The sequence below is a fragment of the Pseudomonas sp. PDM28 genome (assembly GCF_019219115.1).
Taxonomy (GTDB): Bacteria; Pseudomonadota; Gammaproteobacteria; order Pseudomonadales; family Pseudomonadaceae; genus Aquipseudomonas; species Aquipseudomonas laurylsulfatiphila.
Genome location: NZ_JAHUWG010000002.1, coordinates 1 through 14,009, shown reverse-complemented (window position 1 = coordinate 14,009; position 14,009 = coordinate 1). Strand labels below are relative to the sequence as shown.

Here is a 14,009-nt window from a genome sequence, read left to right as displayed (position 1 = left end):
AGCCTTATGGTCGATGTCAGTCGCGCTTTTTTTTGACTGCTGGGAATAGAACCCTAACGCTTTTTAGGTTCACCTCGGTGTTCACCCCCAAGTGCGTGTAGGTGCGATCAGAAACCTTGAACAGCGGAACCCGTTCCCCCTGTGGATTAATCGCCTCACTTGCCTCAAGGAGCGGCTCCATTTTCCAATGACCGGTTTCATTTACGAAACCAGGGGTGACGTACTGAATGGATCGCACCCGAAATGACTCATGTTGGACCTTGAGAATGTCTTTCAGTGCCTCAAATGAGGACACCATGAGCATTTCCCCAACGAATTCCTTACCATATCGAACGTGTGCTTCAAGGTAAAACCAAGGGATCATTACCGTCTGCCGCATGAACGGACGCCCCAGAAAATCAGCATTGAAAAGGCTGGAAATAATAGTCGGCCCTTCATGATCCGTGTTCATCGCTGGTACCTCAGCATCTCGAATGAACAATATATGTTGTAGTCATATATTGCGCAATGTCGCCTTATCGTTCCTTTTGTGAGAAGCAAAATGGAACTGAAAGAAGCATTTGGGGCGACGCTCCGACAGGCTCGCCTTCGGAAAGGCCTGACTCAGGAGCATTTTTCGTTGGTAAGCAGCCGCACAAATGTCAGTTTGCTTGAGCGTGGAGGGACCAGCCCGACGCTTGTAAAGCTCGAGGAGTTGTGCAGCGTTTTGGGAGTTCATCCCGTCAGCCTGGTAACGGCGTGCTATATGCGAAAGGAAAACATCACGGATCTCAAAGCGTTTCTAGCTCAAGTGCGAAAGGATCTGGAAGCCATCGACTCTTGAAAAGCCATTGATCAAAGGCTCAGTGGCTCACCTAATTTTGGTGAAGCAAGAAAAAGAAAAGGTCAATTTGTTCGTGATGGGAAGCTAGAAGGTGTTAAGCGACTCATCGCAACGAAAGACGCATTGCCTCGATAATCTGGATTTTGCGGATGCAGGCGTAAAGCTGAAATGCGCCGGACCAACAGCCAGTCGCGTTGCACGCAATCAGCCGAGGCGCATCAACTCATACAACGTTCGTAAGGGTGCTGCGGGATCAAGTTTCGCACGCTCTGACCCGAGAGCTGGAGCTCGTACAAATTGCGAAAAGTTTCAGATTTGCAGATTTCTTTGCACGACAGTTTCAAATTTACCTTTCATAAGGGGAGCGTTACCGGCATTTCTGATGGAAAAGTTTCAAATTCATGAAGTCACAAGCCCGATAAACCGGAATTTCAGAGGCAACGCTGAACCTGTAATGCGCCGGTGCCGAATCCAAATCGAAGGAGCAGGGCAGGGATGAGCTCATGAACAAAAAAGCCTTTAGGCTATCTGCGCATTTTGAGCTCTTTGACTGAGCGAGCTCTTTGCTCATCAAGGCTGTTGTAGTAAGTATTTTGTGTGGTGCTAAGGCTGTTATGACGCAAATCCGCTTGTAGGTCTTTCATGTCACGAAGTGGCGCGTCAAACGTAGCCGCGGTATGGCGAAGCCAGTGCAGAGACGCTGAGCGAAGCTGGTCGATTTCATCCTCACTCCAACCTTCACACTGCATACGTTGCAGTGCCCGATCAAACACCGTTTGAAGAAGCGATCGTATGTGTCGATCCGACAGTCCGCCGCGTCCTTTGAGCGTCGCAATCAACGGTGTTTTTTCTTGTGGTGAGGGAAGAGGAGACAGTTCCAATGATCGGCGATAACGCACTAGATACTCCTGGATATACTCGTCCCGGACACTGATCTTGGCCCCTTTGTTGCCTTTGCCGACGACGTGAAACCACCAGTTACCCGTCGTGTCTCGTCGAATGTCTCCCATAGTCGGCCGCCAGTTATCACGGCCGACCAGATCAGACACTCGGAGGTACATTGCGAACAGCGTGGCCAGCACAAACAGCGTGCGCTCGTGGCGAGCGTCTTCGTCAGCCATCTGTTCTGCCGTGTCGATTACAAAACTCCACTGAAGCTCAGTGAGCGATCGGGACGCGACGTCCTGTATGTTCCGCTGTTTGTAAATCGACTTCTGTTTGATGGCCCGGAACGGATTAGCCTCTGTAAGGCCTTCATCCATCGCGTGTTGAAAGAAACTACCGCAGACAGCGAAGACCTGAGCCACCGAGCCTTGGGCCATATGGTAAGGACGTGAGGAGAGTTCACTGATCGCCTCATTCCCAAGCTTGCGTTCCCGTTTTGAAACGGTGTAACAGAAAGGCCTCCAATCAGAATTCACGACGTACTCATCTGACTCAAAACGCTTCCGGCCGCCGACGCGCTTGAACCTGGACTTGACTACAGGACCAACCCAGTCCGCCGGCGGGTTAAGACAAAACTCCATAAATTGCTCCGCATCAGTGCGGCGAAGCTCCAACAGCGGTTTCCGCGCCACAATCAGCGACCAGAGCAACAGGCGCTCGACATGTGTCCTGAAAGAATTGAAGGTGGACTGGTTGCCGGCGTACGATTTCAAAAAACTCCGCACGACCAAGTAGCTGTCAACGGCGTGACAATTATCCTCGAAACTCTTGAGATATTGCTGGACGGCTGCACGCTCATTATTAAGTTGGAGAAAGTTGAGCTCGTGGAAGCACTCGAAGGTATCAAACAGCGGTTGAGGGATGCGTGACATGAATGGACCAATACGGTACTGGAATGGCATTAGCTTGGACGGCTAAGCGGAGTTATGCAATATCCGGGTCTGACAGTTATCGGATATTACACCACACCTAATCCTTCTCTCCGCCTCGGGTATGACGCACACCATGTCCACGATGAAGGTAAGTAGAAGCTGACGACAAATTCAATGTTCTGCGCACATCAGAGATTTTAACACCTATCCGGAGGCATCCTCACTTCGAGTGCGGAAACCGTCGGCAAAACAGGTTCAACGATTCCTCGGACATCAATCGTGACGCTGGGATGTAAGATTATGAGCAGTCAGACAACGGAATGAACCTCAGCTATTGTCTGATTTGATGTAGTCATCGACCGGAAAGATGCAAACCATCGATATTTTTTAGAAGGCGTGTTCATACTGGGGGAAATTATTGAAAGGAGCGCACCTAAAGGGTTCCAGGGGAATAGGCACTGAAATGCATAAGTCTAAATCGCCGGAAAAACGACGGAAATCAGCCGGAAAAACGTATTTGGTCAACCAGAGTTGCATCAGTTGTGTCTAAACCCGAGAAATTTATGGGGCCGTTTCCGGAGAACAAGCCCTGGTTAGGGAATCACGACCTATGCAGAAAAATTTTTTCTTTTTAAAACAGATAGATAGGACGTAGGAGGAAATTCCGGCTAACCATAGTCGCTGACAAGCCAACCCCAAAAGTTACAAAAGGGACAGGCTGTGTAGGGATTCCAGATACGTGATTTAACATAATATACATTATGCGTACTAATAGATATTCCACACAGGGCGTCTCCAAGGTACATTTCAACCCCCAGCCACATCCCTCGACCACATCCCCTCAGGATTCTCCCTCATGCATGAAGCAGCCCATCAGATCATCGATCTCTACGAACGTCACGCTCAAACATGGGATCGCGTTCGCTCGCGGCGTCTGGTCGAACAATCCTGGCTGGATCGTTTTCGCCAGGCCATGCCGGTTGCGGCTGGTCATGTCCTCGACATTGGCTGTGGCTGTGCCGAACCCATGGCTGGTTACTTGATCGGCGCGGGACACGCTGTGTCTGGCATTGATTCGTCCATGGCGATGATCGCCTTGTGTCGGCAACGTTTTGCCCAGCACGATTGGCATGTTGCCGACATGCGCCAATTGGCGCTTGGACAGCGTTTCGCTGGCATTCTGGCGTGGGACAGTTTCTTTCACCTGACGCCTGAGGATCAGCGTCGAATGTTCCCGATTTTCCAGGCCCATGCCCAACCTGGTGCTGCGCTGATGTTTACCAGCGGAACGGCCCATGGCATTGCGTTGGGCAACTTCGAGGGTGAAACGCTTTATCATGCCAGCCTGGACCACGATGAATATGTTGCGTTGCTCGATGCCCATGGTTTTAGCGTCGTTGAGCAAACAACGGAAGATCCGACTTGTGGTGGGCATACGATCTGGTTGGCTGTTTTCGGTTAGAAACGTCCCTTTGCCCTGCTCGGCTATATAAGTAATTCTTATAACTAAACTAAACAGTCATTTAGTTGAGTTATATAATTGCGAGTCTGATCGTATTCGACCAGCGCGAGTACTCTCCTACCACCCCCCTCACCCTCCATGGCCCGAAAAATGGATTAATCCGATTACGACTAATGCCTAGTGCTTATCGTGATTAACCCCGGTGGAAAGTTCCGGCCCAGCAGCAATACTCCACTCTGTTTCGAGGCCGGCACCGATGTTCTGCATCCATCGGTGCCGGCAGATTGACGCGAAAGGACCGCAGGCCCAAAAGGCCATCCGATGACTCTTTACATCTCTACCTGTGTACCCAGTTCAATTACCCGATTCAGTGGCAACTTGAAGTACTTCAGATTGCTATTGGCATTTTTCAGCAAAAACGCGAACAGGCTTTCTCGCCAACGGGCCATACCGATGCGCTTGGTCGGGATCACCGTTTCCCGGCTGAGGAAATAGGTCGTTCGCATCGGACTGAAGTCCAGTTCAGTCAAATGACAGAGACTCAACGCCAAGGGCACATCAGGCTCCTCGATAAAACCAAAGTGCAGATTGACCCGGAAGAACCCTTCACCATAGGCCTCAACCTCGAACCGCCGATCAGCACTCACGCGAGGGCTGTCTTCAGACACTACTGTCAGCAATACCACTTGCTCATGCAAAACCTGGTTATGCAGCAGGTTGTGCAGCAGCGCATGAGGAACAGCATCGGTCCTGGCCGTCAGAAACACCGCCGTGCCTTGTACGCGATGGGGCGGTTGCGTACGGATACTGCTGATGAACAGCGGCAGTGGCAGCGCCGTTTCATCCAGCCGCTCGACAATAATCTTTCTGCCGCGCTTCCAGGTCGTCATCAAAATGAACAGACCAATCCCGGCGATCACCGGGAACGCACCGCCCTGGAATATCTTCGGCGCATTGGCCGCGAAATACAGACTGTCTACGAGCAAGAAGCCGAGCAGCATGGGAATGGCCAGCCAGCGCGGCGTTTTCCATAGGAGCAGGACGACTGCCGAAGACAGGATCGTGGTGATCAGCATGGTCCCCGTCACCGCGACACCATAGGCTGCGGCCAATGCACTGGACGACTCGAAACCGATGACCAGCAGGACAACACCGACCATCAATGCCCAGTTAACCGTGCCGATGTAAATCTGCCCCTGCTCCTGACTGGAGGTGTGCTGGATAAACATGCGCGGAATGTAACCCAACTGAATGGCCTGGCGAGTCAGTGAGAAAGCCCCGGAAATCACCGCTTGTGAAGCGATGATGGTGGCCAGTGTGGAAAGCGCGACCATTGGCAGCAGTGCCCAATCAGGCGCCAGCAAATAGAACGGGTTACGTACAGCCTCCGGGGCTCCCAGGATCAACGCGCCCTGGCCAAAGTAATTGAGCACCAAACCCGGCAGTACGAGCATGAACCACGCACGGGAAATCGGCTTTCGACCAAAGTGGCCCATGTCGGCATACAGCGCTTCAGCACCGGTCAATGCCAGCACGACAGCCCCCAGAATCGCCACACCCATTCCCGGATGAACCGCGAAGAAACGTACGGCCCAAACAGGGTTGAGCGCCTGCAAAACTTCCGGGCGCTGCAAAATCCCGTAGATCCCCAGCGCGCCCAACACCACGAACCACAGCACCATGACCGGACCAAACAGGATGCCGATTCGGGCCGTGCCATGTTTTTGTATCAAGAACAGCGCTACCAGTACGATCACTGATAGGGGCACAACCCAGTGCTCGATCCCGTCAAACGCCAGCTGTAGCCCTTCAACCGCAGAGAGCACCGAAATGGCGGGGGTAATCATGCTGTCCCCGTAAAAAAGTGCCGCACCAAACAGGCCGAGCAGTACCAGTACCTTACTCATGTGCGGATAAGGTGCTGCCGCGCGGCGGGCTAACGCCGTCAACGCCATGATGCCGCCTTCGCCCTGATTGTTGGCACGCAGGATGAACAACACGTATTTGATCGAGACCACCCAGATCAGCGACCAGAAGATCAACGACAGAATGCCCAGCACCCCGTCGTGATTGACCTGAACCCCGTAGTGGCCGGAAAAGACTTCTTTCAGCGTGTAGAGGGGGCTGGTGCCAATGTCCCCGTAGACCACACCAACGGCGGCGACGAGCAAGCCCGCTCCTGAGGTTTTGGATCGGGAATCTGCATGCACGCCGGTTACATTTTCACTCAAGGGTCGCTTCTCTCAAATTGCGGGGGAGACAGTTCACGCCATCCTTGGGCAATCCAGTGCCAGCGTCATTGGAAATGCAGACGCATGGATGGTCTGAAAAAACGCGGCCAGTATCGTTGGGGGCAAAACCGCCTACCGTAAAGAAAGCGTAAAAATTAAACGGCGCGATCGAACGATAAACCTCACTCGCCCAGCCCTTCTCGAACCATGTCGAAAAAGGTCGTCAAGATACGCCGCGAGCTTTGTGCGCGCAGGCACACCAATGTCTCGGTGAAATGCCGCTGACAGTCAACGATCGGCAAGCCGCGAACCCGTGAATCCGAGCCCAGCTCGGCGGCCGAGACGACCCCGACGCCCATGCCGATCGCCACCGCCTCGCGTGCGGCTTCACGCCCCTCCACTTCGATGGCCTTGCGGATGTGCAGGCCCGCCGCTGCCATCTCCTCCTCCAGGGATAAGCGCGTGACCGAGCCCTGCTCGCGCAGGACCATGGGCGTGTCGTGCAGGTCGGCCAGGCAGATGGACGCTCGTTGCGCCCAGGGATGGTCCTGGGCGACGAAAGCGAGCATGGGATCGCTGCGCAGATGCAGCGACATCAAGCGGTCGTCTTCGATGTCGCGCCCCAGCAGAGCGATGTCGGCCTGGTGACTGAATAACCGCTGCAGGACCTCATCGGTATTGGCGGTTTCGACCTTCACATCGATGCCGGGGTAACGGCTGCAGAAGCGTGAGACATAGGGCAGGACGTGCACCGGCGCATCCACGGCAAGGTTCAGGGTCCCGGTCGACAGGGTGCGGTAGTCCGTGAGCATGTCGTGGGCATCGACACTGATATCGAACAGGCGCTGGGTCAGGCCGAACAGCCGCTCGCCCACTTCCGTCAGGCGCACCAGGCGCTTGTCGCGGTAGAACACCATCACCCCGTAATAATCCTCGAGCTTGCGCACCTGGTCGGATACCGCAGGTTGCGACAGGCAGAGTTGCTCGGCCGCCCGGGTGAAGCTGCCATTCATGGCGACGGCGTGAAATGCCTTGAGTTGGGTATGGGAAATCGTCATTGGCGCACCTTGCTATAGGTTAAGCTTATTCGTTCATACGATAAATCGATTTTATTTATGAACAGTGAACTGCAAGCATGATTTTCACAAGTGCCGTCTCTCGTATCCCTCCAGGAATGCCCTATGGAAATTGAACGTTTCGCTACGACAAAACGCCGTTCGGACATGGTTCGCTACGACAACCATCTTTATATCGGTGGCCAGGTTGCCACGGACCTGCAGGGTGATATCCAGGCGCAGACCCGCGAGGTGTTGGCCGCTATCGAGCAACTTTTGCTCAGTGCCGGCAGCCACCGCGAGCGGGTGCTTTCGGTGCGCATCCTGCTCGCCCATCGCGAAGACTATGAAGGGCTGAACCGGGTCTGGGATGAGTTTTTCCCTGAAGGCCATGCCCCCACACGCGCTTGCACTCTGGCTGATCTGATCGACCCCGGTTGGCGCGTCGAAATGATCGTGGTCGCTGCCTGCGGCTGATCGTGCCCTCAACCCTGCCCTCGAACCGATCCAACGGAGATGACCCCATGCGCCCCTACTGGCTGGACCAGGCCCTGAAGAATCAACCCGCTGCGCCCTGCCCTGCGCTGCAACAGAACACCCGCGCCGACGTCTGCATCGTCGGCGGCGGCTATACCGGTCTGTGGACCGCCATCATGCTCAAGGAACAGAATCCCGAGCTGGACGTGGTCATCGTCGAAGCCGACATCTGCGGTGCCGGCGCCAGTGGGCGCAATGGCGGCTGCGCGCTGTCATGGTCGGCCAAGTACTTCACCCTGGAGCGCTTGTTCGGCGTCAAGGAGGCGATACGCCTGGTCAAGGAGTCGGAGCAGAGCATCTACGCCATCGGCACCTTTTGCGAAAAGTACGCGGTGGATGCCGATTACCGTCTCGACGGCACGCTCTATACGGCGACCAACCGTGCCCAGGTCGGCTCGACCGACGGGGTGATCGCGGCGCTGGAGCGCCATGGCATCAACTCTTTTGCCAAATGTGCGCTACCTGACGTGCAACGCATGGCCGGCTCGGCCCGGCACATCGAGGGCTGGTTCTCCCCGGCGGCTGCCAGTGTGCAACCGGGCAAGCTGGTCCGTGGGCTGCGCCGGGTGGCACTGGAACTGGGCGTACGGATTTACGAGGGCACGCCGATGACCGGCCTGGAAGAAGGCATGCCCGCCAGCGTCAATACGCCGAACGGCAAAGTGACCTGCGACCGGGTCGTGCTGGCGATGAACGCCTGGATGGCCCGCGCCTTTCCACAGTTCTCGCGTTCGGTGGCCATTGTCTCCAGCGACATGATCATCACCGAGCCGCGACCGGACTTGCTCGAGCGGATCGGCCTGACCAGCGGGGTCACCGTGCTCGACTCGCGGATTTTCGTGCACTACTACCACAACACCCCGGACGGCCGGATCATGCTCGGCAAAGGGGGCAACACCTTTGCCTACGGCGGTCGCATCCTGCCCGTGTTCGACCAGCCATCGCCCTACGCAGGGCTGTTGCGCAACACGTTGACAGAGTTCTTTCCGGACTTTGCCGACGTTGGTATCGCCGCCACCTGGAACGGCCCTTCCGATCGCTCGGTCACCGGCCTGCCTTTCTTCGGCTGCATGGGCGCGAGCGGCAACGTCTTCTATGGCTTCGGCTATTCCGGCAGCGGCGTGGGTCCGTGCCATATGGGTGGGCAGATCCTGTCGTCGCTGGTGCTCGGGGTGGACAACCCCTGGACGCGTTCGCCGCTGGTGCAAGGTCCGCTTGGGCATTTTCCGCCGGAGCCGGTCCGCTACCTGGGCTCATTGATGGTGCGTAACGCCATTCGCCGCAAGGAGCATGCTGAAGACCACAACCGACCTCCCCGTCGACTTGACGTGCGCCTGGCGAAATTTGCCGCGGCCGCCGGCAAGGCGGACAAGGGATAAGCGCACCGCCCCGAAGCGAAATTTCACGCTAACGAACAGAAAACCCCGCCCGGTCATGCACCGCGCGGGGTCTTTTCTGCTGTCTTTGAATGCCTGCTGCTGACGAACCCTCCAGGCTCAGGCCACGTGCCACCTCAGTTATAAGCTCAGCTTGTTTGTGACATGTGATAAATCGATTTCAGTTATTTCTTGCCAAATGTTTTTATCAACCCATGCATCACTCCCCACAAAAACAACACCGCCGGAGAAGATCATGACCAAAGCCGAATTCCCGACTACCCAGCCACTGGCAACCCCAGCTCTGGGTGAACCCTACCTGCTGACTCCAGGCCCGCTGACCACTTCCAAAGCCACCAAGGAAGCCATGCTGCGCGACTGGGGATCATGGGACGGTGCCTTCAATCAGGTCACCGCTGAAGTTCGCCAGAAACTGCTGAGCATGGCCGGCGTAGAGGATGACAGCTTCGCCTGCGTGCCACTGCAAGGCAGCGGCAGCTACTCGGTCGAGGCCGCCTTGGCCACCGCCATCCCGCGTGACGGCAAGGCCCTGGTGCTGATGAACGGCGCCTACGGTCAGCGCGCCACCAAGACCCTGGAGTACCTCGGTCGCGCGTTCATTACCCTGGACAAGGGCGATTACCTGCCGCCCCAGCCCGAAGAAGTGGACGCCCTGCTCAAGGCCAACCCTGACATCACCAACGTCTTCGTCGTCCATTGCGAAACCAGCTCCGGGATCCTCAACCCGCTGCGTGAAATCGCCGATGTCGTGAAGGCCCACGGCAAGAGCCTGATCATCGATGCCATGAGTTCCTTCGGTGCAGTGCCGCTGACGGTGAATGAAATAGCCTTCGACGTGGTGGTGTCCTCCGCCAACAAGTGTATCGAGGGTATCCCGGGCTTCGGTTTCGTGATCATCCGCCGTTCCGTGCTGGAAGCCGCCAAAGGCCGCGCCAACTCGCTGTCCCTTGATCTCTTCGAACAGTGGGCCTACATGGAACGCACCGGCCAATGGCGCTTCACACCACCGACCCACAGTGTGGTGGCGTTCCACAAGGCACTGGAACAGCACAGCGACGAAGGTGGCGTGCACGGCCGGTTGGCGCGCTACACCCGCAACCGCGATGTGCTGGTTGCCGGCATGCGTGAACTGGGTTTCAAGACGCTGCTGGAAGACCGTTGGCTGTCGCCGATCATCACCACGTTCTTCAGCCCTGAACATCCCAACTTCGATTTCACGCGCTTCTACGAAGAACTCAAGGCCCGGCAGTTCATCATCTACCCCGGCAAGTTGACCGTTGCCGAGAGTTTCCGCATCGGCTGCATCGGCCAGATCGACGAATACATCGTCCACCAGTTGCTCCGCGCAATCGCGGACAGCCTGGTCGCCATGGATGTGGACATGCTCAAGCCCGCGGCCTGATCGACCCCTTTAAAGGTCTCTGCCGATTCGAGCGAAGGTGCAATGGGTAGCGCCTTTGGGCAGGGATCTTTTTTTAAACCATGGATTCGATGACGTACCGCTCGGCAGCGCCGGGCAGGAGTCAGCGATCGCGTAATTCATGAATCAAAGCCTGATGCCATTCGCACGTGCATCGATCGATGTCGTGCGAATGGACAGACTTGTGCACCGAAAACAAAAACAAAAACCGACCAATTTGCGCTGTCTGGCACCACATACGGGATCAGTACACCATGAACAACACGACAAGCCCCCTCGCAACCGGCTGGAAATCCCTCCAGCGTTGGCGCGTGCAGATTTTCCTGATTACCTGGGTGGCGTATGCCGCCTTCTACTTCACCCGCAAAGCGTTCTCAGTCGCCAAGCTGGGTATTGGCGAAGACCCGAACTTCATGCTCGAAAAGGCCGTGATGGCCAACCTCGATGCGCTCTACCTGACGGCCTATGCCGTGGGCCAGTTCCTGTGGGGCAACTTCTCCGACCGTTTCGGCCCAAGGGTGGTGGTCCTCAGCGGCCTGGTCATTTCGGCGGCGGCGGCGCTCCTGATGGGGACCTACGCCACGCTACCGATCTTCGTCTCCTGCATGCTGGTCCAGGGTCTCGCCCAATCCACCGGTTGGTCGGGCTTGTGCAAGAACGTCGGGAGTTTCTTCAGTACCAGTGAGCGTGGCCGCGTCCTCGGTTACTGGAGCACCTCGTACGCCTTTGGCGGTCTGGTGGCCACGCCGTTTGCCGGCTGGTGGGCCTATCAGGCCTATCACGACTGGCGCATCGCGTTCATCAGCAGTGCCGTTGTCGTGCTGGTGGTGGCGGTGTTGTTCTATTTACTGCAACGCAACCGTCCGGAAGACGTAGGCCTGCCTGCTGTCGAAATCGAGATCGAACCGGTCAGCAACGTCGTGGTTCCCCGCGAAAGCATGTGGGCCGGCATTCGGACCGTGATGAAAAATCGCACCGTGCTGATTCTCGGCCTGGCCTATTTCATGCTCAAGCCCGCCCGCTACGCCATCCTGCTGTGGGGCCCGGTGATCATCTACGAACGCATGCCCGAAATCGGCAAGGTCGCGTCCGCCATCGTCCCCACCTCGTTTGAACTGGCAGGTCTGGTAGGCCCCATCCTCATCGGTATCGCATCGGACAAATACTTCGGCGCTCGTCGCATACCGGCCTGCGTGCTCAGCCTGGTGGTCCTCACTGTCTGCCTTGGGCTGTTCGTTCCCGCCATGCAAAGCGGCAGCCTGTACATGGTGGTCGGCCTGTTGTTCATGATGGGCCTGACGCTTTACGGGCCGGACTCGATGATCAGCGGCTCGGCGGCCATCGACTTCGGCAGCAAGGACGGGGCGGCCTCCGCCGCGGGCTTCGTCAACGGCTGTGGTTCGATCGGTGCGGTCCTTGGCGGCCTGCTGCCAGGTTACTTCGACACCATCACCGTGTTCCTGGTGTTCACCGGCGCCGCACTCCTGGCCAGCCTGATGCTGGTGCCCTTCTGGAACAGCCGGCCGAAAACACTGGAAAACCCGCTGCTGGTATCGACCCCGGTACAACCGGTCATTGTCGGCACCACGCCTTGAATTCGTACTACCCACTCACCTTTCCCTGGAGCAATCATCATGCAATACAAACAACCTTCCCAACTGCAAGCCGTGGTTCTGGACTGGGCGGGCACCGTCGTTGATTTCGGTTCCTTTGCCCCCACGCAGATTTTTGTCGAAGCCTTCGCCGAGTTTGGCGTAGCGGTCTCCCTGGCAGAAGCCCGGGGTCCGATGGGCATGGGCAAGTGGGACCACATCCGCACGTTGTGCAACGAGCCGCAGATCGCCGCACGTTATCAGGCAGCCTTCGGACGCCTGCCGACGGATGACGATGTCACTGCCCTTTATGAGCGCTTCATGCCCTTGCAGATCGAGAAGATCGCCCTGCACTCGGCGCTGATTCCAGGTGCGCTGGATACGATCGATGCCTTGCGCGACAAGGGTCTGAAAATCGGTTCGTGCTCGGGTTACCCGGCCGTGGTCATGGAGAAAGTCGTCGAGCTGGCACGCAAGAACGGCTACGTCGCCGACCACGTCGTGGCCACTGACGAAGTACCCAATGGCCGCCCGCACCCGGCCCAGGCCCTGGCCAACGTGATCGCTCTGGGCATCAGCGATGTGGCCGCCTGCGTCAAGGTCGACGACACCTGGCCTGGCATCCTTGAAGGCCGCAGTGCCGGTATGTGGACGGTCGCATTGACCTGCTCCGGCAACGCACTGGGGCTGACCTATGACCAGTTCAGGGACTTGCCTTCGGACAAGCTGGCCGAAGAGCGCGCCCGCATCACCCGGATGTTCGAAGGTTCGCGCCCGCACTACCTGATCGACACCATCGTCGATCTACCGGCCGTCATTGAAGACATCAATGCACGCCTGGCTCGTGGCGAAACCCCTCAGGACTCCTGACCCTGCACGGCTTGCGCACCTGACAGTGACCGTCCTGTGGGCGGTCACACCCCAAAACAACAAGAGAACCCGATCATGAACTACGCCCACCCAGGCACTCCCGGTGCCATCGTTTCCTTCAAGTCCCGCTACGGCAACTACATCGGCGGCGAGTTCGTCGCACCGGTCAAAGGTCAATACTTCACCACCACCTCGCCGGTGAATGGCCAACCGATTGCCGAATTCCCCCGCTCCACGGCCGAAGACATCGACAAGGCCCTGGATGCGGCCCATGCAGCTGCCGATGCCTGGGGCAAAACCTCGGTGCAGGACCGCTCCCTGGCGCTGCTGAAAATCGCCGACCGCATCGAGCAGAACCTCGAACTGCTGGCCGTCACCGAAACCTGGGACAACGGTAAGGCCGTGCGTGAAACGCTGAACGCCGACATCCCGCTGGCGGTGGACCACTTCCGCTACTACGCCGGTTGCATCCGCGCGCAGGAAGGCAGCTCAGCTGAAATCAACGAAAACACCGCGGCCTATCACTTCCATGAGCCGTTGGGCGTGGTCGGCCAGATCATTCCGTGGAACTTCCCGATCCTGATGGCAGCCTGGAAACTCGCCCCGGCCCTGGCTGCCGGCAACTGCGTGGTGCTCAAGCCTGCCGAGCAAACCCCGCTGGGCATCACCGTGCTGGTCGAACTGATCGGCGACCTGCTGCCACCGGGCGTGCTGAACATCGTGCAAGGCTTCGGCAAAGAAGCCGGCGAAGCCCTGGCCACCAGCAAACGCATCGCCAAGATTGCTTTCACCGGCTCGACCCCGG

At 57.2% G+C, this 14,009-nt stretch carries 12 protein-coding genes; 8 read left to right on the top strand and 4 right to left on the bottom strand.

Annotated features, from left to right (window positions below):
* Nucleotides 1-16 precede the first annotated feature (16 nt).
* Nucleotides 17-451, bottom strand: a complete 435-nt coding sequence (locus KW841_RS03445) for a hypothetical protein (RefSeq protein ID WP_218473541.1) — start codon at nucleotides 449-451, stop codon at nucleotides 17-19.
* Between the two features lie 90 nt (nucleotides 452-541).
* Here KW841_RS03445 and KW841_RS03440 point away from each other — a divergent pair, with 90 nt between their 5' ends.
* On the top strand, nucleotides 542-823 hold the full coding sequence (locus KW841_RS03440; RefSeq protein WP_074876666.1) for a helix-turn-helix domain-containing protein: 282 nt from the start codon (nucleotides 542-544) through the stop codon (nucleotides 821-823).
* Between the two features lie 524 nt (nucleotides 824-1,347).
* Here KW841_RS03440 and KW841_RS03435 read toward each other — a convergent pair.
* Nucleotides 1,348-2,640 carry a site-specific integrase gene (locus KW841_RS03435; protein ID WP_174553770.1) on the bottom strand — a complete coding sequence of 431 codons (1,293 nt, stop codon included), beginning with the start codon at nucleotides 2,638-2,640 and terminating at the stop codon, nucleotides 1,348-1,350.
* 856 nt (nucleotides 2,641-3,496) lie between these two features.
* Here KW841_RS03435 and KW841_RS03430 point away from each other — a divergent pair.
* The gene (locus KW841_RS03430) at nucleotides 3,497-4,102 is read left to right on the top strand and encodes a class I SAM-dependent methyltransferase (protein WP_218473539.1); all 606 of its coding nucleotides are present in this window, start codon (nucleotides 3,497-3,499) and stop codon (nucleotides 4,100-4,102) included.
* 329 nt (nucleotides 4,103-4,431) lie between these two features.
* On the opposite strand, the gene KW841_RS03425 is transcribed toward KW841_RS03430, so the two are convergent.
* Together KW841_RS03425 and KW841_RS03420 are read right to left on the bottom strand one after the other, a co-directional pair.
* Nucleotides 4,432-6,333 (bottom strand): potassium transporter Kup, encoded by a 1,902-nt coding sequence (locus tag KW841_RS03425; RefSeq protein WP_218473536.1) that lies wholly within the window; start codon nucleotides 6,331-6,333, stop codon nucleotides 4,432-4,434.
* 182 nt (nucleotides 6,334-6,515) lie between these two features.
* Entirely contained in the window at nucleotides 6,516-7,391 is an 876-nt protein-coding gene (locus KW841_RS03420; protein ID WP_218473534.1) for a LysR substrate-binding domain-containing protein, read from the bottom strand.
* Between the two features lie 123 nt (nucleotides 7,392-7,514).
* On the opposite strand from KW841_RS03420, the gene KW841_RS03415 reads away from it, so the two are divergent.
* The 6 genes from KW841_RS03415 to KW841_RS03390 all read left to right on the top strand — a co-directional run.
* Nucleotides 7,515-7,865 carry a RidA family protein gene (locus KW841_RS03415; RefSeq protein ID WP_218473532.1) on the top strand — a complete coding sequence of 117 codons (351 nt, stop codon included), beginning with the start codon at nucleotides 7,515-7,517 and terminating at the stop codon, nucleotides 7,863-7,865.
* Between the two features lie 47 nt (nucleotides 7,866-7,912).
* Complete coding sequence (locus KW841_RS03410) at nucleotides 7,913-9,304, top strand: FAD-dependent oxidoreductase (RefSeq protein ID WP_218473530.1); 1,392 nt, start codon at nucleotides 7,913-7,915, stop codon at nucleotides 9,302-9,304.
* A gap of 253 nt (nucleotides 9,305-9,557) precedes the next feature.
* On the top strand, nucleotides 9,558-10,724 hold the full coding sequence (locus KW841_RS03405) for a 2-aminoethylphosphonate--pyruvate transaminase (RefSeq protein ID WP_095966204.1): 1,167 nt from the start codon (nucleotides 9,558-9,560) through the stop codon (nucleotides 10,722-10,724).
* A 272-nt stretch (nucleotides 10,725-10,996) separates the two neighbouring features.
* Nucleotides 10,997-12,337: an MFS transporter gene (locus KW841_RS03400; protein WP_218473528.1), complete on the top strand. Its 1,341-nt coding sequence runs from the start codon at nucleotides 10,997-10,999 to the stop codon at nucleotides 12,335-12,337.
* A gap of 39 nt (nucleotides 12,338-12,376) precedes the next feature.
* Nucleotides 12,377-13,204: a phosphonoacetaldehyde hydrolase gene (gene phnX, locus KW841_RS03395; protein WP_218473526.1), complete on the top strand. Its 828-nt coding sequence runs from the start codon at nucleotides 12,377-12,379 to the stop codon at nucleotides 13,202-13,204.
* A 75-nt stretch (nucleotides 13,205-13,279) separates the two neighbouring features.
* On the top strand, nucleotides 13,280-14,009 hold a 730-nt coding region (locus tag KW841_RS03390), incomplete at its 3' end, for an aldehyde dehydrogenase family protein (protein ID WP_218473524.1).